Origin of the sequence: Ruegeria sp. HKCCA5491 (genome assembly GCF_013034565.1) — a bacterium.
Lineage (GTDB): Bacteria > Pseudomonadota > Alphaproteobacteria > Rhodobacterales > Rhodobacteraceae > Ruegeria.
Map to the genome: position 1 here is coordinate 445,265 of NZ_WQGG01000001.1, position 26,700 is coordinate 471,964.

General features: G+C 57.2%; 22 protein-coding genes. 17 read left to right on the plus strand and 5 right to left on the minus strand.

Features of this window, described 5'->3' with window-relative positions:
• Nucleotides 1-2: 2 nt before the first annotated feature.
• The gene (locus GOV88_RS02080) at nt 3-1,355 is read right to left on the minus strand and encodes a CHAD domain-containing protein (protein ID WP_171239389.1); all 1,353 of its coding nucleotides are present in this window, start codon (nt 1,353-1,355) and stop codon (nt 3-5) included.
• A gap of 487 nt (nt 1,356-1,842) precedes the next feature.
• On the opposite strand from GOV88_RS02080, the gene GOV88_RS02085 reads away from it, so the two are divergent.
• Nucleotides 1,843-2,190 carry a TfoX/Sxy family protein gene (locus GOV88_RS02085; protein ID WP_171210652.1) on the plus strand — a complete coding sequence of 116 codons (348 nt, stop codon included), beginning with the start codon at nt 1,843-1,845 and terminating at the stop codon, nt 2,188-2,190.
• A gap of 54 nt (nt 2,191-2,244) precedes the next feature.
• Here the strand turns inward: GOV88_RS02085 and ndk are convergent, their stop codons facing one another.
• Together ndk and GOV88_RS02095 are read right to left on the minus strand one after the other, a co-directional pair.
• Nucleotides 2,245-2,667, minus strand: a complete 423-nt coding sequence (ndk, locus tag GOV88_RS02090) for a nucleoside-diphosphate kinase (RefSeq protein ID WP_170352964.1) — start codon at nt 2,665-2,667, stop codon at nt 2,245-2,247.
• 99 nt (nt 2,668-2,766) lie between these two features.
• Nucleotides 2,767-3,969 (minus strand): multidrug effflux MFS transporter, encoded by a 1,203-nt coding sequence (locus GOV88_RS02095; RefSeq protein WP_171210651.1) that lies wholly within the window; start codon nt 3,967-3,969, stop codon nt 2,767-2,769.
• 109 nt (nt 3,970-4,078) lie between these two features.
• Here GOV88_RS02095 and GOV88_RS02100 point away from each other — a divergent pair, with 109 nt between their 5' ends.
• The 10 genes from GOV88_RS02100 (at nt 4,079) to GOV88_RS02145 (ending at nt 17,447) form a co-directional block, all read left to right on the plus strand.
• Nucleotides 4,079-5,932, plus strand: coding sequence for an ABC-F family ATP-binding cassette domain-containing protein (locus tag GOV88_RS02100; RefSeq protein ID WP_171239390.1), 1,854 nt, complete (start codon nt 4,079-4,081; stop codon nt 5,930-5,932).
• Nucleotides 5,929-6,549 carry a MarC family protein gene (locus GOV88_RS02105; RefSeq protein WP_171121189.1) on the plus strand — a complete coding sequence of 207 codons (621 nt, stop codon included), beginning with the start codon at nt 5,929-5,931 and terminating at the stop codon, nt 6,547-6,549. The genes GOV88_RS02100 and GOV88_RS02105 overlap by 4 nt, the downstream gene beginning before the upstream one ends.
• A gap of 41 nt (nt 6,550-6,590) precedes the next feature.
• Nucleotides 6,591-7,172, plus strand: a complete 582-nt coding sequence (locus GOV88_RS02110) for a TIGR02281 family clan AA aspartic protease (protein WP_171239391.1) — start codon at nt 6,591-6,593, stop codon at nt 7,170-7,172.
• Nucleotides 7,173-7,220: 48 nt separating this feature from the next.
• Nucleotides 7,221-7,841, plus strand: a complete 621-nt coding sequence (locus GOV88_RS02115) for an ImuA family protein (protein ID WP_171239392.1) — start codon at nt 7,221-7,223, stop codon at nt 7,839-7,841.
• A gap of 64 nt (nt 7,842-7,905) precedes the next feature.
• Nucleotides 7,906-9,120: a CynX/NimT family MFS transporter gene (locus GOV88_RS02120; protein WP_171239393.1), complete on the plus strand. Its 1,215-nt coding sequence runs from the start codon at nt 7,906-7,908 to the stop codon at nt 9,118-9,120.
• Nucleotides 9,117-9,713, plus strand: a complete 597-nt coding sequence (locus GOV88_RS02125; protein ID WP_171239394.1) for a YceI family protein — start codon at nt 9,117-9,119, stop codon at nt 9,711-9,713. Before GOV88_RS02120 ends, GOV88_RS02125 begins: the two co-directional genes overlap by 4 nt.
• A 70-nt stretch (nt 9,714-9,783) precedes the next feature.
• On the plus strand, nt 9,784-11,019 hold the full coding sequence (locus GOV88_RS02130; protein ID WP_171121184.1) for an MFS transporter: 1,236 nt from the start codon (nt 9,784-9,786) through the stop codon (nt 11,017-11,019).
• A 105-nt stretch (nt 11,020-11,124) separates the two neighbouring features.
• On the plus strand, nt 11,125-12,843 hold the full coding sequence (gene metG / locus GOV88_RS02135; RefSeq protein ID WP_171239395.1) for a methionine--tRNA ligase: 1,719 nt from the start codon (nt 11,125-11,127) through the stop codon (nt 12,841-12,843).
• A gap of 284 nt (nt 12,844-13,127) precedes the next feature.
• Complete coding sequence (locus GOV88_RS02140; protein ID WP_171239396.1) at nt 13,128-14,306, plus strand: efflux RND transporter periplasmic adaptor subunit; 1,179 nt, start codon at nt 13,128-13,130, stop codon at nt 14,304-14,306.
• A gap of 3 nt (nt 14,307-14,309) precedes the next feature.
• On the plus strand, nt 14,310-17,447 hold the full coding sequence (locus GOV88_RS02145; RefSeq protein ID WP_171121181.1) for an efflux RND transporter permease subunit: 3,138 nt from the start codon (nt 14,310-14,312) through the stop codon (nt 17,445-17,447).
• A 53-nt stretch (nt 17,448-17,500) separates the two neighbouring features.
• Here GOV88_RS02145 and glpD read toward each other — a convergent pair whose 3' ends face one another.
• The gene (glpD, locus tag GOV88_RS02150) at nt 17,501-19,084 is read right to left on the minus strand and encodes a glycerol-3-phosphate dehydrogenase (protein WP_171239397.1); all 1,584 of its coding nucleotides are present in this window, start codon (nt 19,082-19,084) and stop codon (nt 17,501-17,503) included.
• A gap of 204 nt (nt 19,085-19,288) precedes the next feature.
• Between glpD and GOV88_RS02155 the strand changes: the two genes are divergently transcribed.
• The 6 genes from GOV88_RS02155 to GOV88_RS02180 all read left to right on the plus strand — a co-directional run bounded on the left by GOV88_RS02155 (nt 19,289) and on the right by GOV88_RS02180 (nt 24,037).
• Complete coding sequence (locus tag GOV88_RS02155; protein WP_171239398.1) at nt 19,289-20,050, plus strand: DeoR/GlpR family DNA-binding transcription regulator; 762 nt, start codon at nt 19,289-19,291, stop codon at nt 20,048-20,050.
• Nucleotides 20,051-20,165: 115 nt separating this feature from the next.
• The gene (locus tag GOV88_RS02160; protein WP_171121178.1) at nt 20,166-20,321 is read left to right on the plus strand and encodes a DUF5993 family protein; all 156 of its coding nucleotides are present in this window, start codon (nt 20,166-20,168) and stop codon (nt 20,319-20,321) included.
• 9 nt (nt 20,322-20,330) lie between these two features.
• Complete coding sequence (locus tag GOV88_RS02165) at nt 20,331-20,900, plus strand: disulfide bond formation protein B (RefSeq protein ID WP_171239399.1); 570 nt, start codon at nt 20,331-20,333, stop codon at nt 20,898-20,900.
• Nucleotides 20,901-20,934: 34 nt separating this feature from the next.
• Entirely contained in the window at nt 20,935-21,297 is a 363-nt protein-coding gene (locus GOV88_RS02170) for a DUF3302 domain-containing protein (RefSeq protein WP_171239400.1), read from the plus strand.
• Between the two features lie 20 nt (nt 21,298-21,317).
• Entirely contained in the window at nt 21,318-22,463 is a 1,146-nt protein-coding gene (locus tag GOV88_RS02175) for an HlyD family secretion protein (protein ID WP_171121176.1), read from the plus strand.
• Nucleotides 22,464-22,474: 11 nt separating this feature from the next.
• Complete coding sequence (locus GOV88_RS02180) at nt 22,475-24,037, plus strand: efflux transporter outer membrane subunit (protein WP_171239401.1); 1,563 nt, start codon at nt 22,475-22,477, stop codon at nt 24,035-24,037.
• Nucleotides 24,038-24,040: 3 nt separating this feature from the next.
• On the opposite strand, the gene mprF is transcribed toward GOV88_RS02180, so the two are convergent.
• On the minus strand, nt 24,041-26,650 hold the full coding sequence (mprF, locus tag GOV88_RS02185) for a bifunctional lysylphosphatidylglycerol flippase/synthetase MprF (protein ID WP_171239402.1): 2,610 nt from the start codon (nt 26,648-26,650) through the stop codon (nt 24,041-24,043).
• Nucleotides 26,651-26,700: the final 50 nt, after the last annotated feature.

A 26,700-nucleotide genomic window follows, 5' to 3' on the forward strand; every position in this document is an offset into this window, starting at 1 on the left:
CCCTAGTCCTCCTTGTGGTGAAACAGACTGCGAAACAGGTGTCGGATGTTCGGGCTGTTGAAATGCTGAAAATTGGCAATGACGCGCGCTCGCTCTGATTTCTGCCGCCGATACAGCATGGCAACCAACCCGCCGACAGACATAGCAAGTTGAGCGTTTGCACGATTTTGAGAGTTACTTTCCCGTGCAACAAATTCCAAAAGCGCCTCTTGCTGAACCGAGCAGTCATTGAACAATCCAAGGTTATCTTGCAGCTTTTTCAACGGCTTGATGATTGTTTTGAAATCCCCTGCGTCGAACAAAGGCCCAAAGAACTCCATCAGATATCGCAGCTTCTTGCAGTCGATCCGTAAATCATGAACCAATTCGTCTGGGGTTTCGGGGGTGATCTGCCGCGCCAGTTTGCAAACCTTTCGGTAGCGTTTCCAAATCATGGCGCAGGCATACCCATAAGCCCCCCGACTTGCGTTGGGCCCGGGCTCAAGGCTTCCAACATCTGAAAAGAGTGCGGTCAGATCATTCAACTGACGATCATATTCAGCAGATTTGAACCGTCGCGAAAGAGTGCCAAGGGCTTGCAAACGCTCTTTTTCAAACTGCGCGAACATGGCCTCGGTGCCTAAGTGAAGGCCGGAGGGTAATAATTTGAAATATCTATCTTTATCCAGCAAATACACATCAAGATCACGAACCCGTCCCGTCGGGGCCATCAACTCTGAGAACGCGTGTTTCAGCTCGATTGTCTGCTCAGTTGAAAACACACCTTTAAACAGGCTCAACACCGACCTGACACGACGCAGGGACACTCGGTAATCATGCAGATACTCGGTGTCGATATCTGCAATTACGCCTGCCTCATTTTGGCGCGCTACGGCTAGGAAAGTTCGAATGATGTCCGTTGCCACCTCGATGGACGGCTCTTCCTTGCTCAATGTGATATCCGGTTTTACGCGGTACGGAACCGCGTCTGGAAAGAGCGTCCCGAACAAAGCGTCTGCTCCGTTTGTCTTCGCTGCCAGTCCTTTCAACCTTGTGCAAACGGCGCTGAATGCACTGTCGTATCCTTTCAGCCGCTGAACGAACACGATACTTATTTTACCAACCTCAGAGTCCAAGGCATATACGCATCCACGGACCTGAGTTTTTTGTAGGCCATCCAGAACCGAAAACTCGTGAACTCGGAGCGTTCCTGTTCCAATGCTGGTCAACGCGCGTAATTTGGGAAAGCCCTGCAAAGCCGACTTTACGGCTCCGTCTGGAAGATCTTGAACAAACGCGCCGTTCCCCCGGGCGTTCTGCGCCAATACCTCACCACTGAATTGAAAAAGCAATAGCGACCCGGACGTTTCAACCAAGGCGTCTCCGGACATCCTGATTGACTGATCAAAGCAGTCCAGTATCTGAAATTTCTGAGCGGCCTTTGCGGGCTCAACCCTCAAGCAAAGTTTCTTTAGCGGCTTCGCAAGCAAAGAAGGTTCAAACCCGCCATGAATAACGAACAAAGCGTCCGCCCTTGTCATAGCGTGCGTTCCTTCCGTGGCGCTGCAAGGTGCTCGCTCACAAGGACTTCCACGAAGTTCTGCGCGCTTTCACCTTCTTCAATCGCGCGAAGCTTGAGTGGGTTCCCATCCAGCGGCAAAGATTTTTTCTTTTTGCCTTGGCTTCGTTCTTTGCGGATTCCTTGTTCTTGGACATCGGCACCTCGCTTGACAGGATGTTGTCATGCAATCGCATACGTCTGTCAAAAGCAAGCCTGCCAAACCTCACCTGATCTGGCTGACCTTACATACGCGGTCGGAACAAGTGCATGACAGCAGCAACTGGCATCGCTAAGACGCATGTATGACTGACCCGGTTTCATCCATCCGCAACCTTGGCCCCGCGTTTGAACAGGCCTGCGCGCGTGCGGGCATACACTCGGCTCAGGACCTGCGCGAGATGGGCGCAGATGCTGCGTATACCAAGTTGCTACAGTCCGGATCACGCCCGCATTTCATCGGCTATTACGTGCTGGTTATGGGGCTGCAGGGTCGCCCTTGGAACGATTGCAAGGGTGATGAGAAAAAGGCGCTGCGCAAACGGTTTGACGCAATCAAAGCAAGTGTCGGAACAGCGCCTGAGGCGCAAATGATTTCCGACCTTGATGCGATCGGCGTGCGGGTGTCACCGGACGATTTGAAACCCGCATAGAAAAAGCCGACCTCAAGTTTTGAGGACGGCTTTTCAACTTGTTCCGGCAACGATTTAGCCGACCAGTTCAATGCCCGAGAAGAAGTAAGCGATCTCAACCGCTGCAGTTTCAGGTGCGTCCGAACCGTGGACCGAGTTTTCGCCAACCGATTCAGCAAACTCGGCACGGATGGTGCCGGCGGCCGCGTCTGCGGGATTGGTTGCGCCCATGACTTCACGGTTCTTTGCAATGGCGCCTTCGCCTTCCAGAACCTGAACAACGACCGGAGCCGACGACATGAATTCGCACAGTTCATCATAGAAAGGACGCTCGGCATGGACTTCGTAGAACTTGCCAGCCTGTTCTTTGGTCATGTGGATGCGCTTTTGCGCGACGATGCGCAGGCCCGCGTCTTCGAACTTGGCGTTAATCTTGCCAGTCAGGTTGCGGCGGGTTGCATCGGGTTTGATGATCGAGAATGTGCGTTCCAGTGCCATGTCGGCCTCTCCTTCGTGTTTGGCGCGCTGCGCCGAAATCCATCGCGCGCCGCCTAGCACGGTATTTGACCCAAGAAAAGCGTTATGATGACCTTACCGTCAGATCGCGTCGGGCAACGGCTCTACCCGGTCGACCCAGCGCACGTACAAAATGGCCAACAGCCCTGCAAAACTGCACGCGCTCATCATGCCCAGCACCAGGTAAGGACCGTTTTCGGGGCTGACCAGCGCCCCGGTCATTGATGTCAGCACCGCCCCTAAAGCGACAATCATCGCGCCAGATAAACCCGCCGCGCTGCCTGCCAGTTTCGGTCGAACCGACATTACTCCGGCCGATGCATTTGCGTTGGTCAAACCGTTTCCAAAGCCTACACAGATCGCTGATCCGAAGAAGACCCAGACAGACCCCAAGTCTGCCAAGAATAACAGCAGTCCGCAGAATGGACCGGTCGATGCCACGACTCGCCCGATCAGGATCATCGTCGTTAGGCGTGTTCGGGCCGCGATCCGCCCGGTGATGAAATTCCCCACCATGAACCCGCCAGTGATAATACCAATACCCAGCCCCAACGACGCCGGGCTAAGGTCGAACCAAGCGGCGGCCACAAGGGGCGCTCCCGTGATAAAGGTAAAGAACCCACCGATCGAAAATGCCGCGCACAAGGCGTATCCCCAGAATCGGCGGGCCCGAAACAGATGCGGGTATTCGCGCAGTTGAGCCGCAAACGTTGCTGATGGGGTGCTGTTCGTCTCGCCCATATCCAGCCAAAGCAGCGCAAACATCCCTGCCCCCAGCATGGTGTACAATGTGAATCCGGCCTTCCAACCGAACAGCATATCCAAGGCCCCACCCAGCATCGGACCCAGCATCGGCGCCAAGGCCATCGCCATGGCGACGTATCCCAGTTTGCTGGCAGCTTCATTCGGGGCGTATCTGTCACGGATCGACGCGCTTGATAAAACCGGGCCAGCAACCACGGCCGCCTGCAGCAATCGAAAACCCAGAAAGACCCAGATCGACTCGGCCAAAACGCACCCCAGCGAGGCGATTGCGAATATCCCCAACCCGATCAACATTATAGGTCGGCGCCCGAACCGGTCCGACAAGGGGCCCACGATAAGTTGCAATATCGCTGAAACCGCCAGGTAACCGGCGACCGAGAAGTTAACCAGTGCGTAGTCGACCTGAAAATCCTCGGCCATGCGTGCCAGTGACGGCAGGAACATGTTTAGCGACAGCACCGACAGTGCCGTCGCAAAGATCAAGGTGACCAAGGAAGGGGGCGTCTGGGCCGCTCGCATGGGTCAAGAAACCGTCTGAAATCCAATCGGACCAGCGCTATCACATCGTGTCCGGGAAGAACATGCCAAGCCGCTGGCGGCGGCAACACGGCTCTGCTAAGAGCGGCTCATGTTACGGATCGAAGACATCAACTATGCCGTCGAAGGCCGCCCCCTGTTCGATGAGGCCAGTGCGACCATTCCCGATGGACACAAGGTGGGCCTTGTGGGGCGCAATGGCACCGGCAAGACCACCCTTTTCCGCCTGATCCGAGGGGAACTTGCGCTGGAATCGGGCAATATCGTACTGCCGAAACGCGCGCGGATCGGTGGCGTGGCGCAAGAGGTGCCCTCGTCCGATGTCTCACTGATCAACACGGTGCTAGCCGCCGATACCGAACGCAGCGCCTTGATGGCCGAGGCCGACAGTGCCACAGACCCCTCGCGCATTGCCGAGATTCAGACCCGTCTGGCCGATATCGACGCATGGTCGGCCGAGGCGCGCGCGGCCTCCATCCTCAAAGGTCTGGGGTTTGATGATAAGGATCAACTGAAACCCTGCTCGGATTTCTCGGGCGGCTGGCGGATGCGCGTCGCTCTGGCGGCGGTGTTGTTTTCTCAACCCGATCTGTTGCTGCTGGACGAACCGACCAACTATCTGGACCTTGAAGGTGCGCTGTGGCTGGAAAGCTATCTGGCCAAATACCCGCATACGGTCATCATCATCAGCCACGACCGCGGACTGTTGAACCGCGCGGTGGGCTCGATCCTGCATCTGGAAGACCGCAAGCTGACCTATTACGCGGTGCCTTACGATAAATTCGCCGAACGCCGCGCGGAACGTATTGCGCAGGTGGAATCGGAGAACACCAAGGCCAAGGCCCGCATCGCCCACCTGCAAAGCTTTGTGGACAGGTTCCGCGCCAAGGCCACCAAGGCCGTGCAAGCCCAGTCGCGCCTGAAAATGATCGAACGCATCCAACTGGTCTCGACCCCGCAAGAGGCCGCCCTGCGCGCGTTCTCTTTCCCCGTGCCAGAAGAACTGTCGCCCCCGATCATCCATCTTGAAGGCGGGATCACAGGCTATGGCGACACAGAGGTGCTGCGCCGTTTGAACCTGCGCATTGATCAGGATGACCGCATCGCCCTGCTGGGCAAGAACGGTCAGGGTAAATCGACCCTGTCCAAACTGCTGTCCGATCGCCTGCCCCTGATGGCGGGCAAGATGACCCGCAGTTCCAAGCTGCGCATCGGCTATTTCGCGCAGCATCAGGTGGATGAACTGTATGTGGACGAAACCCCTCTGGACCATCTGCGCCGTTTGCGCCCGGATGAGGCACCGGGCAAGTGGCGATCCCGTCTGGCCGGTTTTGGACTGAACGCCGATCAGGCAGAAACGCAGGTCGGTCGTCTGTCAGGCGGTCAGAAAGCCCGCCTGTCGCTGCTGATCGCGACGATCGACGCGCCGCATATGCTGATCCTTGATGAACCGACCAACCACTTGGATATCGAAAGTCGCGAGGCGCTGGTCGAGGCGCTGACCGCCTATTCCGGCGCGGTGGTTCTGGTCAGTCACGACATGCATCTTTTGTCACTGGTGGCGGATCGGCTGTGGCTGGTTTCGGAAGGGACGGTCAAGCCGTTCGAGGGTGATCTGGAGGCATATCGTGCCATGCTGCTGGCCCGTGACAAACCGGTGAAGGAAAAGCCAGCAATCGCCAAGCCCAAACGCCCGTCACGTGACACCATGCTGGCCCTGCGTGCCGATCTGCGCAAATGCGAGGACCGGATTGAAAAGCTGACAGACATGCATGAAAAGCTGTCCGCGAAACTGGCGGACCCGGCGCTGTATGAAGATGACCGGATCAGCGATCTGGAATCGTGGAACCGCAAGTTCGCCGAGGTGGTCGAAGCCATGCAAAAAGCCGAAGCGTTGTGGGTCGCAGCCGCCGAACGCCTGGAACAAGCAGAGAGCGCGGCATGATTGATCTGGCCTTTTTCGTAACCGCATTCACCACTCTATTCGTGGTCATCGACCCATTCGGCACCACGCCCATCTTCGTGGCGCTAACGCAGGATATGGACGCCGCAACCCGTCGCAAAACTGCGATCCGCAGTTGCCTGACCGCCGTCTGCATCCTGATTGCCTTCGCCGCCTTTGGCGAGGCCGTGCTGGGCTTTGTCGGCATCTCAATGCCCGCCTTCCGCGTGGCGGGTGGCGCGCTGCTGTTCCTGACCGCGCTCGATATGCTGTTTGACCGCCGCACCAAACGGCGCGAGGACCGGGCCGAAGAAGAGGAGCACCCTGACCCATCGGTCTTTCCACTGGCCATTCCCCTGATCGCTGGGCCGGGGTCGATTGCAACGATCATTCTGCTGGCCGGTCAACACCCCGGCGTTCTGGGAATTGTCGAGGCTTGTGTGGTCATGTTGGCCGTTATGGCCGTTGTTTTCGCCTTTTTTCTGTCTGGGGGCGTTATCGCGCGCATTCTGGGCAAGACCGGCCTGAACGTCCTAACACGCCTGCTGGGAATGCTGCTGGCCGCCCTGTCCGTACAGTTCATTCTGGACGGCCTCAAAGCCTTTGGATTTGCGTCCTGACTCCCCATATATCACCCAAGCTCATGGTTTAAGGTGAAAGTATGGATGGCGACAGCATAGCTCGCATTGCGTATCTGGGACTGCTTGGCGCGGCTGTCGTGGCCTGGTTTATTTCGCAGAACAGGCAGACGCTGAACAAGACGCTGCAACAGGCGATGGCCTGGGTGTTCATTTTTATCGGCGTGATTGCCGTTGTGGGTCTGTGGGAAGACATTCGCACGACCGTCGGCCCTGCCCCGCAGATGACTGTGACGGGCGAAACGATCGAAGTCCCCCGCGCCCATGATGGCCACTATTATTTGCCCGTTGTGGTGAACGGAGAGCCGATTACCTTCCTTGTCGACACCGGTGCCAGTCAGATTGTGCTGAGCGCACAGGACGCCTCCCGCGTTGGTATTGATCCCGATCAGTTGAACTATTTCGGCCGCGCGGCCACTGCGAACGGTGAGGTCCGGACAGCACCCGTTCGGCTTGAAACCTTTACAGTTGGTCCGATCACCGACCAGAATGTCTCGGCCTGGATCAATGAGGGTGAGCTGCACAAGTCCCTTCTGGGGATGGACTACCTGCACAGGTTCTCGAACATTCAGTTTGCCGACGGTCGAATGATTTTGTCCCGCTGAGGGCATTTCCAAATTGAGAACAAAATAAGAACATGCTAGATTGAAAGCATGTCTACTCATCTTCTTGGCCGCAAACCCGCGCGTGAAGCGCCGGGCATAAATCTTGATCCGCAAGTCGCCCTGCAACTGGGTCGCGTGCACGAAGCCTGCGGCCCCGCCCGGCGCAGCTTTGCCATGTGGCTGGCGGGTCAGGCGCAGGGACCGGTGCTGTGGATTTCCCCCGCGTGGGAGCCCGGTCAACTAAACCCCGACGGGATGATGCCCTTTGCGGATCCGGCCCGGTTCATCTTTGTCCACCCGACCCGTGCCGAAGACGTACTGTGGTGCCTTGAAGAGGCGCTGCGCAGCGGGGCCATTCCGCTGGTGATCGGTGACCTGCCCGGTGCCCCCGGCCTGACACCCGTGCGCCGGATGCATCTGGCCGCCGAACAGGGCGGCGCGATGGGGCGGGCTCCGCTGGGGTTGCTGCTGACCCCCGGCGATGGCGGTGCGCAGGGTGTCGAAACGCGCTGGCATATGGCAGCCGATCATGCGGGGGAAGTCCGCAGCTGGACCCTGACCCGCAGCCGTGCCCGCGCCCTGCCCCCGGTCAGTTGGCACGCCACTCAGACCAAACCGCGCGCGGGGCTGAACCTGCGCCAGATGAAAACCGAAGACGCCCGCGTGTGACACTGGCGGAAGATCACGCAAGATGTGACTAGCCAAAACCAAACCTGCGCCCTAGCGTGCCGGGATGAGCCACGCGATCCACGACAACCGCTATTCCTGGCTTCGCCTCTTGATCACGCTCGCCATTGCGACGGTGGCGAATGTAGGCATGTGGGCCGTGATCGTGGTGATGCCCGCAATCGAGGCGCAGTTCGACGCTGGCCGGGCCGAGGCATCGTTCCCGTATGTCCTGTCCATGATCGGCTTTGCGCTGGGCAACATGTGGCTGGGCCAACTGGTGGATCGGCTGGGTGTGACCAAGGCGCTGATAGGGGCCGCGGCACTGAGCGCAATCAGCTACCTGCTTGCAACTTGGGCACCGAACATGGCGCTACTGTCTGCGGCTCATCTGTTGCTGGGCCTGGGAACCTCGATCGGATTTGGTCCGCTGATCGCCGATATCTCGCACTGGTTCATGAAGCGGCGCGGCATCGCCGTGGCGCTGGTGGCCAGCGGGAACTATCTATCTGGCGCAATCTGGCCGACCCTGCTGTCTGGCATTCTGGCGCGCGAGGGATGGCAGCAGGTCTATCTGACATTGGCGATTATCACACTGGTCGTCGTGATCCCCCTGTCCCTGCTACTGCGCCGTCAGGTCCCGGTCGAGGCCCATCAAACCGCAGCCGCAAACGCGCAAATCAACGCGCGTAGTGTCGGCATATCCCCACGAACACTGCAGTACATTCTGGGTCTAGCCGGGATCGGCTGTTGCGTGGCGATGTCGATGCCACAGGTTCATATCGTTTCGTACTGCGTGGGGCTGGGTTATGGCCCTGCTGTCGGGGCCGAAATGCTGTCTCTGATGCTTCTTGGCGGTGTGGTCAGCCGGGTTATCTCGGGGATGGTCGCGGACAAGCTGGGCGGTCTGTACACATTGCTGATCGGCTCGGTCCTGCAATGCATCGCCCTGTTCCTGTTCCTTCCGTATGACGGGATGGTTTCCCTGTATGTCATCAGCCTTATGTTCGGGCTGGCGCAAGGTGGGATCGTACCCAGCTATGCTTTGGTCGTGCGCGAATACATGCCTCCGCAAGAGGCCGGAGCGCGGGTCGGCTTTGTCATGATGATGACAATCATGGGCATGGCCCTAGGCGGGTGGATGTCCGGGTGGATTTACGACTTTACCGGAAACTACCAACTGGCATTTATCAACGGCATTCTCTGGAATGGTCTGAACATCGTCATTCTTTTGACCCTGCTCAACCGATCACGCCCGCGCAGGCAAGAGGTACCCGCATGACCATACTGTCACGGCGTACCTTACTGGCCGGGCTTGTCACCCTACCGATGGTCCGCCCTGCACTGGCCGCGCTACAGCCTTACGAACTGCTGCAGGACGGAACATCAGTTGACTTTACCTTTGCGCTATCGGGCATCACCCAATCCGGCACGATGCCGATCCAAAGCGCCGATATTCAGATCGACCTTCTCGACCTGCCAAACAGCCGCGTTGCAGTCGTCCTGAGCGTTGCCGAAGCACGCACCAAAGTCCCGTTTGCACGCAAACCGATGCTAAGCGAAAGCGTTCTGGACGCCGCCGCGTTTCCGACCATACAATTCGAATCGACCAGCATTCTGTTAGGCGAAGGCGGGCGTATCTCTCGCGGGGCGATGGTTATCGGTGATCTGACTTTGCGCGGCGTTACCCGCCCTATCGCGCTCCAGGCGAACCTGTTTCGGGAACGCGGCAGCGCCACCGACAATCTTGACGATCTTTCAATCAACTTGACCGGAGCACTAAACAGGCACGACTTCGGCGCGTCCGGTTATGCTGATCTGGTGCAGGATACAGTCGGGCTGGACATTCAGGCCCGCATCAAACGCATCGGATAGGTGAAAAACGACGTGACAAAGTCGATAAGCTGCGCGCGTCCCGCTTAGGATGCGCCAATCTGAGGCCATTATGCGCACCATCATTTCTTTTGCCGCCCTGTTCCTCTCGGTCATACTGTTGCAGCTATCAACAGGCGGCGTCGGCCCGCTGGATGCCATCTCGGGCCTGACGCTTGAGTTCACGACCGAGCAGATCGGTCTTTTGGGCTCGGCGCATTTCATCGGGTTCTTTATCGGTTGCTGGTGGGCGCCGCGCCTGATGGGAAGCGTGGGTCACTCGCGCGCTTTTGCGGTCTGTACTGCCTTGGGTGCAATGGGTCTGTTGGGGCATACGTTGACGGAAAATCCGTATGTTTGGGCGGTGCTTCGTATCGCATCGGGCACCTGCGTCGCCGGGTGTTATACCGTGATCGAGGCTTGGCTGAACGCCAAGGTGACCAACGAAACACGCGGGCGCGCGATGGGCACTTACCGGATCGCGGATATGGGCGCGTCCTTATGTGCCCAGTTGATCATCGCCGTTTTGCCGCCTGCCTCTTATGTCTCGTACAACCTGTTGGCGATATTGTGTTGCGCGTCCCTGTTGCCCTTGACCCTGACACGGGCAAGCCAGCCGAAAACCCCTGACGCGCCGCGACTGCGACCCAAGCTTGCCTGGCGCAGCTCCCCCTTGGCGGTGGCGGGCGTGATCGTGGCTGCGTTAAGCTCGGCATCGTTTCGGATGGTCGGGCCGGTTTACGGGCAAGAAGTTGGCTTGGACGTAGATCAGATCGCTTTCTTCCTAGCGTCCTTTGTCTTGGGTGGGGCGCTGGCACAGTATCCTTTGGGCTGGCTGGCGGACAAATATGACCGCCGCTGGGTGTTGATCTGGCTGTCGGTCGCCGCTGTACTAAGCTGTGGTGTGACCATGGCAGCTAGCGGTGCCGGGACGTTCGGCGTGATGCTGGCCGCAGGACTATTTGGCCTGACAACCTTTCCCATCTTTTCGGTCTCGTCCGCCCACGCCAACGACTTTGCCACAACGGAACAGCGGGTCGAACTCTCTGCTGCATTGATGTTCTGGTACGCGCTCGGGGCGATCGCCTCACCATTCATCTCATCAACCCTGATTCAGCAATTCGGACCGGGTGCGCTGTTTGCATTTGTGGCGGTTGGTCATGTCGGGCTGATCGTCTTTGGTCTGGCCCGGATGCAATCGCGCCCAACACCAGAAGAGCGCACGAATTACGTCTATGCACCGCGCACCTCTTTCACAATCGGGCGGCTACTGAAGAAGTCACGGGAAGAGCATAAGTCCGGCCCCTGAACTCTGGATTTTCACGTCCAAACTGGCAGGTAAGCAAAAGCTGGGGTTTTGCTGGCCGGTCACATCATGTAGACGGGCGCGCAGACAGTTACGTGGAAGCACAAAATGGCTCGGATTCTCATCACCTCGGCGATCCCTTACATCAACGGGATCAAGCACCTCGGCAACCTGATCGGCTCACAATTGCCCGCCGATCTGTACGCACGCTATCAGCGTGGCCGCGGGAATGAGGTCATGTTCCTGTGTGCCACCGATGAGCACGGTACTCCGGCGGAACTGGCCGCCGCCAAGGCGGGCAAGCCAGTAGGAGAGTATTGTGCCGAGATGCACGGCGTGCAGGCCGATATCGCCGACCGGTTTGGCCTAAGCTTCGATCACTTTGGCCGGTCCTCCAGCGACCAGAACAAGCACCTGACGCAGCATTTCGCGGGCAAGCTGGACGATGCGGGCCTGATCCGCGAGGTCAGCGAGAAACAGGTCTATTCCAACGCTGATGGTCGTTTCTTGCCCGACCGCTATATCGAGGGCACCTGCCCCAACTGCGGGTACGACCGTGCCCGTGGGGATCAGTGCGAGAACTGTACCAAACAGTTGGACCCCACTGACCTGATTGAGCCACGCAGCGCGATCAGTGGCTCGACCGACCTTGAGGTGCGCGAGACCAAGCACCTGTATCTGCGTCAATCCGCGATGAAGGATCAACTAGATGAGTGGATCGACAGCAAAACCGACTGGCCGATCCTGACCACATCCATTGCCAAGAAATGGCTGCATGACGGCGACGGGTTGCAGGATCGCGGCATCACCCGCGATCTGGACTGGGGTGTTCCGGTCAAAAAAGGTGATCAGGACTGGCCGGGGATGGAAGGCAAGGTCTTCTATGTCTGGTTCGATGCGCCGATCGAATATATCGCCTGCGCCAAGGAATGGGCCGATGCCAGCGGCAAACCGGATTCCGAATGGGAACGCTGGTGGCGCACCGACAAAGGCGCAGATGATGTTCGTTATGTGCAGTTCATGGGCAAGGACAACGTGCCCTTCCATACGCTCAGTTTCCCTGCCACCATTCTGGGTTCGGGCGAGCCGTGGAAGATGGTCGATCACCTGAAATCCTTCAACTACCTCAACTATGACGGCGGCCAGTTCTCGACCTCTCAGGGCCGTGGCGTGTTCATGGATCAGGCGCTGGACATTCTGCCTGCCGATTTCTGGCGCTGGTGGCTGCTGAGCCATGCGCCCGAAAGCAGCGATAGTGAGTTCACGTGGGAGAATTTCCAGCAATCGGTGAACAAGGATTTGGCCGACGTGTTGGGCAACTTTGTCAGCCGGATCACCAAGTTCTGCCGTTCGAAATTCGGTGAAGCGGTTCCCGAAGGCGGCGCATTTGGCGAGCGTGAACAAGAACTTATCGCGGAACTTACCCGGCGCGTCCGCGCCTATGAAGGGTTCATGGAGGCGATGGAAGTTCGCAAATCGGCACAGGAGCTGCGCGCAATCTGGGTGGCGGGCAACGAATATCTGCAATCTTCAGCCCCTTGGTCGACCTTCAAGGAAGACCCCGAACAGGCCGCTGCGCAGGTCCGCTTGGGTCTGAACCTGATCCGCCTTTACGCGGTCCTGAGCGCGCCGTTCATCCCCGAAACCTCGGCCAAGATGCTGAGCGCGATGAACACGCTGGACACAAGCTGGCCTGACGACGTGACCGAGGCACTGAAAGCACTACCAGCGGGGCATGAATTTTCTGTTCCCGACGTTCTGTTCGCCAAAATCACCGACGAACAGCGCGAAGATTGGCAAACCCGTTTTGCCGGTACACGCGACTAAAGCCACGCGACAGCATTGAACACGAAGGGGGCAATTTGCCCCCTTTTTGTTGTCAGGTTCGTGCTCAGACTCGTCCTTTAACCTGCCCGGCGCGCGATCTTTCGCGCAAGCGCGCTCGTAACCCCGTACGCTACCGCAAGAAATTCCGCCAGCGATCCGGCGGAAACGCGTCAACATGCTTGAGAAAAAGAAACAAACCCGCCATCCTGCCTAAAAGTTCACTCGACTCGGATCGCGGCCGGAAATCCGGGTTGCGTACAGTTTAATTTAATGAGGCAATTGCCATGTCCCTTGCATCGACGTTGTTGAAACTTGGCCAAAGCAAAGCGGAACCCAGTTTTCTGAGGCACGCCGTGGCTTTGACCGTAATCGGACTGGCACATCCTGCCATTGCTCAGGATCAGGACGACGCAGCGCCGCCCAAAGTGTCCATCGCCGCGGCCTACACGCAGGAAATCACCGAGGAAGCCGCGTTCATCGGACGGGCCGAGGCGCTGAATAAAGCCGATATCGTTGCACGCGTTAGCGGGTTTCTGGAATCTCAGAACGTGGAAGATGGGGCTCTGGTGAAACAAGGCGATCTGTTGTTCACCATTGAACCCGATCTGTATCAGGCGACACTAGACGCCCGTAACGCCGATCTCGACCGGGCCGAAGCCAATCTGGAGCTTGCCAAGGTCGAGCTGACAAGAAAGCAAGAGCTGTATGAGCGGGATGCCACGCCGGAATCGGAACGCGACATTGCGCGGGCCAATGAGTTGGTTGCCGAAGCTGAGGTCAAAGCCTCGAAAGCTGCTATTCAACAGGCCCAACTGGACCTGAGCTATACTGAAATCCACGCACCCTTTGACGGTCGAATTGGCCGCGTCGGAATAAGCGTCGGGGATGTGGTTGGTCCGACCAATCCACCCTTGGTCAATATCGTCAGCGAAGCGCCGATTTACGTGAATTTTTCGGTAAACGAAAAGCAATTTACCTCGGTTTTGGAAACTGTTGGCGAAAATCCTGCGTCCCTTGCAGAAAGCGACAAAAGCCCGAATGTTCACATCGACCTTCCAAATGGAACGAAACTGGATGAGACTGGCAAGATCGTGTTCGTCGACAACCGGATCGACCCATTGACCGGCGCGATTTCGATGCGGGCCGAGTTTGCGAATGCCAAACGGCTGATCGTCGATGGGGCATTTTTGAACGTCAGGATCGAAGCCCTGCAACCCACGCTCGAAGTGCTGATCCCGCAAGCCGCGCTGCAACGTGATCAACGGGGTGAGTTCGTTCTGGTCGTCAACGATCAGCAAATGGTCGAACAGCGCTATATCACGACTGGCAACAACGAAGGCACCGCCGTGATCGTCAAGGACGGGTTGCGTGAAGGAGAAAGCGTCATCGTCGAGGGCCTGCAACGGGTCCGCCCCGGCGTCGCGGTCGACGCTGTCGTGGCGTCTGAGCAGCCGGGAGAATAACCCATGTTCTCAGCCCTGTTCATCAGCCGGCCAAAGCTGGCCCTTGTTATTTCGCTTGTCCTCACAATTATGGGCGCCATTGGCTATATGGTCCTGCCGGTCGCCCAGTTCCCCGACATCACGCCCCCAGTGGTCAGTGTGACGACAACCTACACCGGGGCCAATGCCGAGACTGTTGAAAATACCGTAGCCGCCCCGATCGAGGCGCAGGTAAACGGCGTGGACGACATGATTTACATGACGTCGACCTCCTCGGACAACGGAAGCTATTCGCTGAATATTACCTTCGAAGTCGGAACCGACCCGGATATCGCCTCCGTGAACGTGCAAAACCGCGTTGCGCAGGCCATGTCGTCGCTGCCGGCCGAGGTGACATCATCGGGGGTGGTTACGCAAAAAGCGTCGACGAACATGCTGTTGCTGGTCACGCTGACTTCGCCCGAAGGTACATATGACAGCGTGTTCCTGTCGAACTATGCCTCTATCAATCTGAAAGACGCGCTGGCACGGGTTCAGGGGGTTGGTAAGGCCGATGTTCTGACCAATCTGGAATACGCTATGCGGATCTGGATGGACCCGGATCAGATGGCTGCGCTGTCTATCACACCCGGCGATGTGATCAGCGCCATCCGCGAACAAAACGTCGAGGTGTCTGCGGGTTCGATCGGCGCCCCGCCGGTACCGAAGGGACAGACATTCCAATATACGATCAAAACCAAGGGTCGACTGACATCGGCGGAAGAGTTTGGTGACATTGTCATTCGGACCGGGGAAGCGGGCTCGATCGTCCGCGTCAAAGATATCGCTCGGGTCGAGTTGGGGGCTGAATACTACGCCGCCTCAGGTTATTTCCAAAGCGTCCCCGCGACCGTTATCGGCATTTATCAGGCCCCCGGCGCTAACGCACTTGCCGTATCCGAGCGGGTTGAGGCGGAACTGCAGCGCCTGTCCCGCTCGTTCCCGACGGATGTGGAATATCAGGTTCCGTTCAACACCACCGACTTTGTAGAGCAATCTCTGAAGGACGTTGTCTCAACCTTGATCCTGACCTTCATTCTGGTGATCTCGGTCGTGTTCGTGTTTCTGGGCAGTTGGCGCGCAACTATTATTCCTGCCGTTGCGATCCCTGTCTCGCTTATCGGGACGTTCGCGTTTCTGCTGGCCTTTGGAATGTCGCTAAATACGATCTCATTGTTCGCCTTGGTGCTTGCGATCGGGATTGTGGTCGACGACGCCATTGTTGTCGTGGAAAACGTAGAACGCATTATCGCGGATGAGGGGTTGCCCCCGGCAGAAGCGACCCGCAAGGCCATGGGGCAGATCACCGGGCCGGTGATTGCAACCACGCTGGTTCTGCTGGCGGTGTTTGTACCTGTGACCTTCATGCCCGGAATTTCAGGGCGGCTGTACTCTCAGTTCGCCGTGACGATTTCGACGGCTGTGGTCATCTCGTCGATCAACGCCCTTACGTTGTCGCCGGCTTTGTGCGGACTTGTTCTGCGCGCCCGCTCTGGCCCGCCCAAGGGGTTGCTGGCTCTGTTCGAAAAGTTCATTGGCACGGTTCGGTCCGGCTATGTCGCGATCGTGCGCAAGCTGCTGATCCTGCCGGTCATCGCTTTGGGGATCGTTGTTGCCCTTGCGATGGGAACAGGAACAATCATGTCAAAAACTTCGAGCGGCTTTATCCCGCTTGAGGACAACGGCTACCTGTTCGTTGACATCCAGTTGCCCGACGCCGCAACGCTTGAACGCACCGAGGCGGTCTCGAGCCGCGTGGACGACCAAATTCGCCAAATCCCGGGCGTCGCAAGTACGGTTCTGATCAACGGCTTCTCGCTGCTGAATGGAACGATCACCAACGGTGCCGCAATCTTTGTGAACCTGGACAACTGGGATGAGCGTCAGGAAGACGACCTGAGCGCCAATGCGATTTTGGGCAAGGTACTGGCCATCGCAAATGGCGAATCCGCAGCCTCGATCGTGGCCTTCAACCCACCGCCTATTCAAGGTTTGGGCATGTCGGCGGGCGTCGAGATGGAAGTCCAGCAAACCGGCGGCGGCTCACCTCAGGATCTGGCATCTGCCGTGGGCTCTTTTGTGTACTCAGCCAACCAACGGCCCGAGATCGCGCAGGCCTACACCACCTTCCGGGCAAACGTGCCTCAATTGTTTGTTGATCTGGACCGTGAGAAAGCCAAGACGCTGCAAGTGTCGGTGGCCGAAGTCTTCCAGACCATGCAGGCGCAATTGGGGTCGTATTACGTGAATGACTTCAACCTGTTTGGGCGGGTCTACCGCGTGATGATCCAGGCCGACGGAAGCTATCGCGACAACGTCGAGGATATTTCGAACCTCTATGTGCGCTCCACCAAGGGCGAGATGGTGCCGCTTGGAACACTGGTTGATGTTGAGAACGTGCTTGGGCCGGTTCTGCTGAAACGCCACAACCTGTTCCGGTCCGCGACGGTAACAGCAGTTCCAGCCGCAGGGCTATCAACCGGGGATGCGATCAATACAATGACCGAAGAGTCCGCGACCGCCCTGCCCCCTGGGTATGCCTTCGAATGGACCGGCACAGCGCAGCAACAGCTTGCGTCTGGCGGATTGGTCATCGTGATCTTGGGACTGGCAATCCTGTTTGGGTATCTGTTCCTTGTCGGGCAATACGAAAGCTGGACGCTGCCGGTCTCTATCCTGTTATCCGTGGTGGTTGCCCTGTTCGGGGCCGTTGCTGCGGTGGCTATCGTAGGCAGCGACATTAACCTGTATACGCAGATCGGGATGATCATGCTTGTGGGGCTTGCGTCCAAGAACGGTATTCTGATCGTCGAATTCGCAATGGAACAGCGCGCAAACGGTCTGCCGATCAAAGAAGCCGCAGCCGAAGCTGCGTTCCAGCGTTTCCGCGCGGTCATGATGACTGCCCTGTCTTTCCTGCTGGGCGTTGTGCCCCTTTTGGCCGCAAACGGAGCGGGTGCAGCCAGTCAGAAGGCAATCGGCGTCGCAGTGTTTGGCGGGATGCTGGCGGCGACATTGGTCGGGGTGATTGTTGTTCCGGTCCTCTACGCGCTGCTACAAGGGTTGCGAGAGTGGCTGAAAGGCACCAAGAACGATCCCGGGCCGTCTGAAAAAACAGCCTGAACATTGAAAAAGGGCCCCGCTGAAACAGTGGGGCCTTTTAGAGTGTAGAGGATCTACAAAGCTGATCTTTGCCGCTTGTCCAACCATCGCCCGATCTGGTCGATTTGGTCTGTGGTCAGCTTCAACCCAAGCTTATTGCGCCGCCACACAACGTCTTCGGCGGTTCTTGCGTATTCTTTATCGGCCAGCCACTCCAACTCGCGCTCAGTCAGTGTCGCACCAAACTCTTGGCCTAAGTCACTGGCGCTTTTGGCGTCTGCAAGAATGCCCCGAGCATCGGTGCCGTAGGCGCGCACCAGCCGCTCTGCCCACTCCCTGTTCAAGAAGGAATAATCAGCTTCCAACCCGGCAATCAGTTCCTGAACACCGTCAACCGGAAAGTCACCGCCGGGAAGTGCGACGCCAGCCGTCCAAGGCCCCGGCAGGTGCGGAAAATGCTCAGCAACCTTTTCAAGCGCGCTTTCGGCCAAGCGGCGATAGGTGGTGATCTTTCCACCAAACACATTCAATACTGGCGCACCACCCTGCGCATCCACCTTCAACGTATAGTCCCGTGTGGCGGCCGTGGCGCTGCTGGCCCCGTCATCATAAAGCGGACGCACGCCGGAATATGTCCAAACGACGTCTTCCCGCGTAACAGGCGTTTTGAAATATTTCGACGCAAAGGCGCACAAGTAATCCTGCTCGGCCTCGGTGCATACCGGCGGTTCAGAGGGGTTCGGATGATCCTGATCTGTGGTGCCAATCAGGGTAAATTCACGCTCGTAAGGGATAGCGAAGATGATGCGGCCATCTTCGCCCTGAAAGAAATAGCACTTATCATGGTCGAACAATTTGCGGGTCACGATATGGCTGCCGCGAACCAGCCGCACGCCCTCGCGCGAGTTCACACGGATTTTGGTCTGGATGATGTCGCCAACCCATGGACCTCCAGCGTTGATCAGCATCTTCGCCTGTATCATCCGAGTGTCGCCGCTGATTTCGTCGAGGATTGTGACATTCCACAGGTCATCTACTCGTTCGGCCGACATCACTTTGGTCCGAACCAAAATCTGAGCACCGCGGGCCTCGGCATCGCGGGCGTTCAGGACGACCAACCGCGAGTCTTCGATCCAACAATCCGAATACTCGTAAGCCGTTTCAAACCTGTCTTGAAGGGGGCCACCTCCTACCTCGGTCCGAAGGTTTAATGAGGTTGTACCCGGAAGAATTTTCCGCCCGCCAAGGTGGTCATACATGAACAGGCCCAAGCGGATCAGCCACGCCGGTCGCCTTCCGCGCATCCACGGCATGACAGTACTTAGCAAGCGTGACGTCGGCGTATCCGATTCAAACCGCATATCCTCGTGATAGGGCAGCACAAATCGCATCGGCCAGCTAATGTGCGGCATGGCTCGCAACAGGGTTTCGCGCTCGACCAATGCTTCGCGGACCAGCCGGAATTCAAAATACTCAAGATACCGCAGGCCGCCATGAAACAGCTTGGTCGAGGCCGAAGATGTAGCCGAAGCCAGATCGTTCATCTCGGCCAACACAACAGACAATCCACGCCCTGCCGCATCCCTGGCGATACCACATCCGTTGATCCCCCCACCGATGATAAAAAGATCGGTAACCTCTTCGCTGCGCCCAGCCATATCCAGTCGATTCCCCTTGCCGGCATATTCGCCGCCATTAACCCGGCAGACGCTCGGTTCGTCAACGTTGATTTTCGTTTTTATTCGTATTTGACACGCCAAACGCCATAAATACTGCAAATCAGAATGCAAATCCTACTCCAATCCCTTGCATTTTCACCAAAACCGAACAAAAACGAATACGCAGTACAGTTGGAGATGCCCGTGTCACTTTCATTCCGCCAGTCTGACATCCTGAAAATCGCCAAGCAGGACGGGCGCGTCATGGTTGAGGAGCTGGCCGAAACCTTTGATGTCAGCGTGCAAACCATTCGCAGAGACCTGTCAGAGCTTGCGGATATGGGAAAACTGGACCGCGTGCATGGCGGGGCTGTGTTGCGATCGGGTGTTTCGAACATTGGGTATGAAGACCGCCGTGCGCTGAATGCGGATACAAAAACCCGCATCGCGCAAACCTGCGCACAAGACATCCCAGATGGCGCATCCCTTTTCATGAACATCGGCACCTCGACCGAAGCGGTTGCGCGCCAATTGCTGAACCATAAGGACCTGATGGTTGTGACGAACAACATGAACGTTGCGAATATCCTTGTCGAAAACACGGATTGCGAGATCGTGGTCGCCGGGGGCGTCCTGCGTAGGTCAGATGGGGGCTTGGTCGGAAACCTGACGATATCGACAATTGAACAGTTCAAATTCGACTATGCGGTGATTGGGTGTTCCGCCCTTGATGCAGAAGGCGATCTGCTGGATTTTGACTTTCAGGAAGTTCGGGTCAGCCAGACAATCATCGCCCAAGCAAGACAGACATTGCTGGTAGCGGACCATTCCAAGTTCCAAAGAACCGCTCCGGCAAGGATAGCTTCACTCGCTGAGGTTGATGTTTTCTATACAGATTTACCGGTGACTGGTGATCTTCAGCACAAATGTGCGGAATGGCAGACACGGCTGAATATAGGTCAGTGAGGCGCTGCATTCCCGTATTTGGGGCTTATTCTAAAACCCGTTCTTGTCAGGTGCGACTTAGCCTGACACTATCACAACATATTGCAATCGTTGCACGGCAGGGAGGGCCCGGGCCATGATCGCGCTTTTGTTTGCGTTGCTTACTGCCACCATGGGGCTGAATTACTTTCGATTGACCACAGCGGCCAATGTGCTGTTTTTCATCACCCTTGCGATGAGTGTCTACTGGTTCAAGTTCCATGCAACCAGCCAATTGACGATTCAACTATAGGGGGCTGCGATGACACCTGATCTGTCCCGAAACCTGAACGCCCTTGGCACTCTGGCCGTCAGTCTGGTTTTGCTTCTGGCCTACATCTATCAGTTGACCCTGTACGAACTGCCCTGCCCCCTTTGCCTGCTTCAACGCGTTGGCTTTGTCGCCGTTGGGGTTGGGCTGGGTTTGAACCTTTTGTACGGCGCGCGGCCCAGACATTATGCGCTGATGCTGATTGCCGCGCTCTTTGGTATCAGCGTTTCGGTCAGGCAAATACTGCTGCATATCGTGCCAGGTACGGGGCATTACGGCTCACCCGTACTGGGTTACCACTACTACACTTGGGCAGCGATCTGCTTTTTCCTGATCTTGCTGGGAACTGCCATCATGCTGATGTTCGACCGGCAATATGCTGACGACACATCCGATCAGCCTCGGTTCGGTGGCAGCACATTGGCGAAGGCTGCATTCTTCATAATGCTGGGCTTGGCCGCCTTGAACGCAATCTCGACCCTGCTGGAATGCGGCCCCGGCATCTGCGCTGACCCGCCGACGGACTACAAACTGATTGACGAACTGGGGACCAACAACTGAGGATGGGTCAACCGTCCCTCAAGGAGGCACGAGCATGGGACTATTGGGGCAGCCGCTGGGCTACTATGACTACCTGACATTTCTTTCACTGATATTGCTGCTTGCTGCGGTTATGGGATTGTTCCTGTTCCTGATGGGGCTGCCCGGCCGTATCGCGATCAAGCGAAACCATCCTCATGCCGAGGCGGTCAAGATCATGGGCTGGATGGGGTTCTTGGCGATCGTGCCTTGGGTTCACGCCTTTATCTGGGCCTTCCACGATGGAACAACCGTCGATATTCGCCGTATGCCAGACGATGAACGGGACGCCGTGCGCAAAGAAATTAAGCGGTTGGGCGGAACACTGACCGACGAATACCGCGATCCGCTTGACCTTGACGAGACGCAGAAAAGCTAAGCCAAAGGAACTGAAACACCATGTTTGTCGCCCTCGGCATTACGCTTTTCTACATCATTTTCGTCTGGTTCATTTTCTTCAAAATGCAATGGCTGCGCTTCAACATCGCCTGGGGCATCGTGTCCTTTTGGGTGGGCGCACACCTGCTGCTGATCTTCCTTGTTGCTTTGCGGTTCTTTCAACCGTTTTCCATCGACAGCCATGTTGTCCGTTCGACCATCCAGATCGTCCCCCGCCTGACCGAGCCGACGATCCTGACGGAGGTTTTGGTTGAACCCAACACCGAGGTCAAAAAAGGGGACCCACTATACCGGTTCGACGACACCGTTTTTTCGCTGGAAGTTGAAGAAGCCAACGCGCAATTGGTTGCCGCACAGCAGAACGCGAAGATCCTTGAACAGGACGTCATCGTTGCCGCAGAAGCCGTCGAACGCGCGAACGCCAAGCTTGCCTATTCGCTGACGCAACAAACGCGGTATGAAAACCTTGTTCCCGCAGGCGGCGCACGACAGGATGAGTTGGATCGCTGGAACGAACAAGTCACCGAAGACCAGGCGTCGATCAAAGAGGCCGAAGCGAACCTTGAAAAGGCGGAACTTGCTCTGAATTCTCAAATCGACGGGGTGAATACCGGCATCCTGCAAGCGCAGGCACAGTTGGAAAAGGCCGAGTACTTCCTTGAGAACACCACGATATACGCCCCTGAAGACGGGATGATCGTGTCGCAACAGGCGCGCCCCGGTCTTGTTGTCGGGGATATTCGTTTAGGTGCGATCGCCAGCTTTGTGACCAAGGATAACCCCTATCTTCTTGCGACTTATCGTCAGCAGAACCTCAAATTTGTTGAGCCCGGTCAAGAGGTCGAGGTCGCGTTGGACCTGTATCCGGGCGAAATCCTTACCGGCAAGGTCGAGGCGATCTGGTGGGCCACACGCCAAGGTCAATACCTGCCATCCGGCCGCCTGCCCGGTTTTGAACTGCCCAAATTGCCGGGTCGCATTGCGGTGCAGATCACGGTCGATCTTCCCGACGGCCACACTTTGCCCGCCGGTGGGCACGCAGCCGTGGCGATCTACACAGGCCAGGGCAAAAGCTTTGAGTTCCTGCGACGCATCAATATCCGGCTTTATTCCTTCGCCAACTTCATCCGACCACTGGACATCTGAGGACGCACGCCATGAACCGGGCCAACTTCCGCAGCAGGATCATCGGTACAGCACTAAGCGCAGCTTTGCTTGTGGCGTGCACACCAGTTGGCCCCGATTTCGTGCGGCCGAACTCTCCGGTCGTGAAGGAATGGATCGAGGTGAACAGCCCAAGCACAGGGCCCAGTGGCTTGACCTCGCGCAGCGCCCCCGTGGTCCGCTGGTGGGAGACATTCAACGACCCCACCTTGAACAAGCTGATCGCAGAAGCCTATGCCCAGAACCTTGACCTGCAAGTGGCAGGTGCCCGCGTTTTGCAGGCCCGCGCGCAGTTGGGTATCGCGTTTGGCGAGCTTTATCCGCAATCACAGGCTATCGGCGGCTCTATCGATCGGCGCCAAATCAGCGAAAATCTCGGGCCGATTTCGGACATCAACCGGATCATCCCTTTGGATACCGAATTTTCGACCTCGCAAGTCGGCTTTGATGCACAATGGGAGCTGGATGTCTGGGGCGCGCAACGGCGGGGTGTGCAGGCAGCACGATCTAACCTTGCGCTTCAGGTCGCCAACTATGACGACGCCTTGGTTACTTTGACAGGCGATGTTGCCGCGCTTTACGTCAACATCCGAGCGTTGCAAGAGTCGCTCTCTGTCGCACGTGAGAACATTCAGTTGCAGCAGGAAAGCGCGAACCTGACCGAACTCCGGTTCAAGAACGGCGTCACGACTGAGCTGGATGTTCAGGAGTCTCAAGCGCTGCTGAATAACACCAAGGCTCTGGTCCCCGCAATCGAAAGCGACTTGCAGCAAACAAAGAACGCGCTGGCGGTGCTGCTGGGCGCGACCCCGTCACGAATGTCCGGCCTGTTGGGAAGTTCTGGCCGCATTCCGTCCGCTCGTTCCAATGTATCTGTTGGCGTTCCGGCAGAGCTTTTGCGGCGCCGCCCGGACGTGCGTGCGGCTGAATTGGCGGCAGCTACGCAATCGGCGCAGGTCGGGATTGCTCTCGCGGACCTTTACCCACAGTTCATCCTGTCGGGTTCTATCGGAGTGCAGGCTTCGGGCGGCCGCGATTTGTTTTCGGCGGCCAGCACGACCGGGCTTGCCAATGCCGGGGTGGTCTGGAACGTCCTGAACTATGGCCGGATCAAGAACAACGTCCGCGCGCAGGACGCAGCCTATCAAGCCCTTATCGCAAACTACCAGAACACTGTCCTTACGGCCTATTCCGAAGTTGAAAGCGCGATGGTCGCCTATACTCAGTCCCGCAAGCAGGTTGGCTTTTATGAAAACAGTGTCGCTGCCTCACGCAAGGCGGCTGAGATTGCGGTGGATCAGTACCGCGATGGGGCTGCCAGCTATTCCCGCATTCTGAACACGCAAACCGTGCTGTTGCAGTCGCAGGCGAATTTGATCGAAGCCAGACAGCAGGTCTCCAGCAATCTGGTCGCAGTCTACAAGGGGCTGGGCGGAGGTTGGCAAATTCGTCAGAATCAGGAATTCCTGCCCGAGACCGTATTGGCAGAAATGGCATACCGCACGGATTGGGGCGACCTGCTGCAGGAAGCGCCCACCGGGGTCAGCCTGAATTGATCGCTATTTCGTCAGGCCCCTCAACCCGCCTGAGATAAGGATGTTCACCTCATACAATATTCGGGGGGCCGCCAGACCTCCGGGGCTGGCCAGATAGTTCGGGCTCCAGTCCGGATCGAACTTCTGCTTGAAGGATCGAAGCCCCTCAAAGTGATAAAACTGTTCACCATGTTCGTAAACGAACCCGCCAATGCGATTCCAGATCGAGGCAAGCTGACGGTTTTCGATCCCTGAAAACGGCGCGGCACCCAGCGAAAACCATTGGAACCCCTGCTCTGCCCCCCAAGACATCATCTCGGCAAACAGGGCGTCCATGACAAAGCTGGGACTGTCGGGCTCATACCGCATCAGGTCCAGCGACAGTTCAGATTTGTGACCACCCTGAAACAGATTGGCAAACGCAACGATTTCACCCGTCGCCCCATTACGCAGAACCGCATGGTCAAAATATGAAAGGTATTCGTCGTCAAACCCACCGAGGGCGAACCCCTTTTCTTCACCTGCTTTTTGCGCGAGCCAATCATCGGAAATCTTCCGCAACTCGGGCAGAACCGGTGCAAGCTGCTCTTTAGGGATGATTTCGAACACATACCCCTCCCGCTCGGCCCGGTTTTTGGCCTGACGGAAGCGTTTTCGCGACTTTCCGTCCAGGGAAAAGTCATTCAGCGGCACACGCGCGACCTCACCGATTTTCAGAATCGACAGACCCAGATCAAGAAAGGTCGGCAGGTATTTGGTCGAAACACTGTAGAACGCACAAAGCTTGCCCTCACGATCCGCCATTTCACGAAGTTGCCAGATCAGTTGCTGACCGGCGGTTTCATCACCGACAGGCTCGCCCTTGCTGATCAGGGCATTGCCGGTATCGGCGTAGGCCAGAAAAGCGTTTTCCTCGGGCGACATCAAAAACTGCTTGTCGCCAGTCAATGAGATTTGCGCCTCGGTATCTTCGCTTTCCATCGCCAGACGTTCGACCGCTTTGGGGATCTCGGTGCGAACTGGTGGTGGAATGTCCCTTCCAAACAGCGTGTTCACGGCAACCACGCCCAAAATGACCGCCACAATCAGGCTGGAGCGCAGGAAACGCGAGGCGTCACCGTTCCACGCGAACTCCCACCATAGGGAATTTTGATATTCCACGTGGGAATAGGCGAACAAACCAATCCAGAAAATGACGGCCAGCAGGGCAATCACACTGACAAGCCACGGGATATTCAACCTAAAAATCGACGCACCGCTGACGCGATAGAATGCGCCCCGGAACATGGCAAGCAAACCGATTGTACCCAGCATACTAACGGCTTCATGCGTATCCAGGCCCTTGGTCAGTGACGCAAAAAAGCCGGCAACCATCAGCAGCATAGCCACGATCCAAGCACGATAGAGTTTTCGGAACAGCCCGCGCGAGACAAGGATCAACAGAACGCCAACCGCGCTTCCTGCAAGGTGCGACGCCTCGACAAAAGATAAAGGCAGGAAATCCCGCAGGACCCCAAGGTTTTGGCTGCTGGTCGGAAGCGCCCCAGAGACAAGCAGGATCACCCCGGCAACGGCTGACACACCCGCAGCGACCATCGGCACGATGGGGCGTAGGACGCGGTAAACCCACGTGGCGGCTCCGCCAATTCTGCGACGATGCGTCAAGGCAGACGCGACCGCGATTGAAAGGCTAGCGATAGCGAATGGCAGGAACGTATAAACCAACCGGTACAGCAACAAGGCAGCAATGACGTCCGAGCGGCCCGAGGCCCCCAGCCCTGCGATCAGCGTTGCCTCAAACGCGCCAATCCCGCCCGGAGCGTGGCTTAGAATACCGACCGCGATGGCGCCAATGTACACAGCAAAAAAGAACGGGAAACCGATACCCAGATCATCTGGCATCAGGACATATAGCGTCATGGACGCTCCGAACAGATCACCAATGGCTGCGAGGGTTAGCAATCCGGCCAATTTCCCACCGGGCAGATTGAACCCCAGCCCACCATAGGCCAGCCTGCGCCCGCCCTTTGCCAGCCAGATCAACAACGTCGCAAGGCCGATAAGAAGACCGATACCTATGACGGTTTCGACAGTTTCGTTGATCGGCAGTATCTTGGAAATCCCGTCAGGATGAAGGGTCAACAGGCAGCCCAGCAACAAGACCATACCTGACCAGAACGCTATCCACGATGTAGCGATAACACCCGCGACCCGCCCAAGGTCCAGTCCAAGTGAGGCATAAATGCGGTACCTGATCGCCGTTCCCGTGATGTAGGAAAAGCCCAAACAGTTCGACACGGCATAGCCACACGCCCCCGCCATCCCCGCGACGGGCAAGGGAACTTCACCATCCGCCACGCTTTGAACTGCAAAAACGTCGTACATGGACAGGGAAACAAAGCTGAATGCCGTCCAGCAGACGGCAAAGAACATCAGCTTCCAAGACGTACTTGCCACGTCTGTCTGAACGTCTGACCATTTCACATGCGACGACAACTCATGCAAAACGACCAGCGCGATCAATGTGACCAACACCGGAATTGCGATACGGACCAGAGGTCGCTCAAAAAAACCTGTCGCACGTTCGGCCCAGCGAACCGCCCACAGTTCTTCGCCTGTGTCCTGCGTCGTCATAATGTTCCCCTGCTCTCAGGCCCGATTATGGTCACTCGTGCGTATCACTA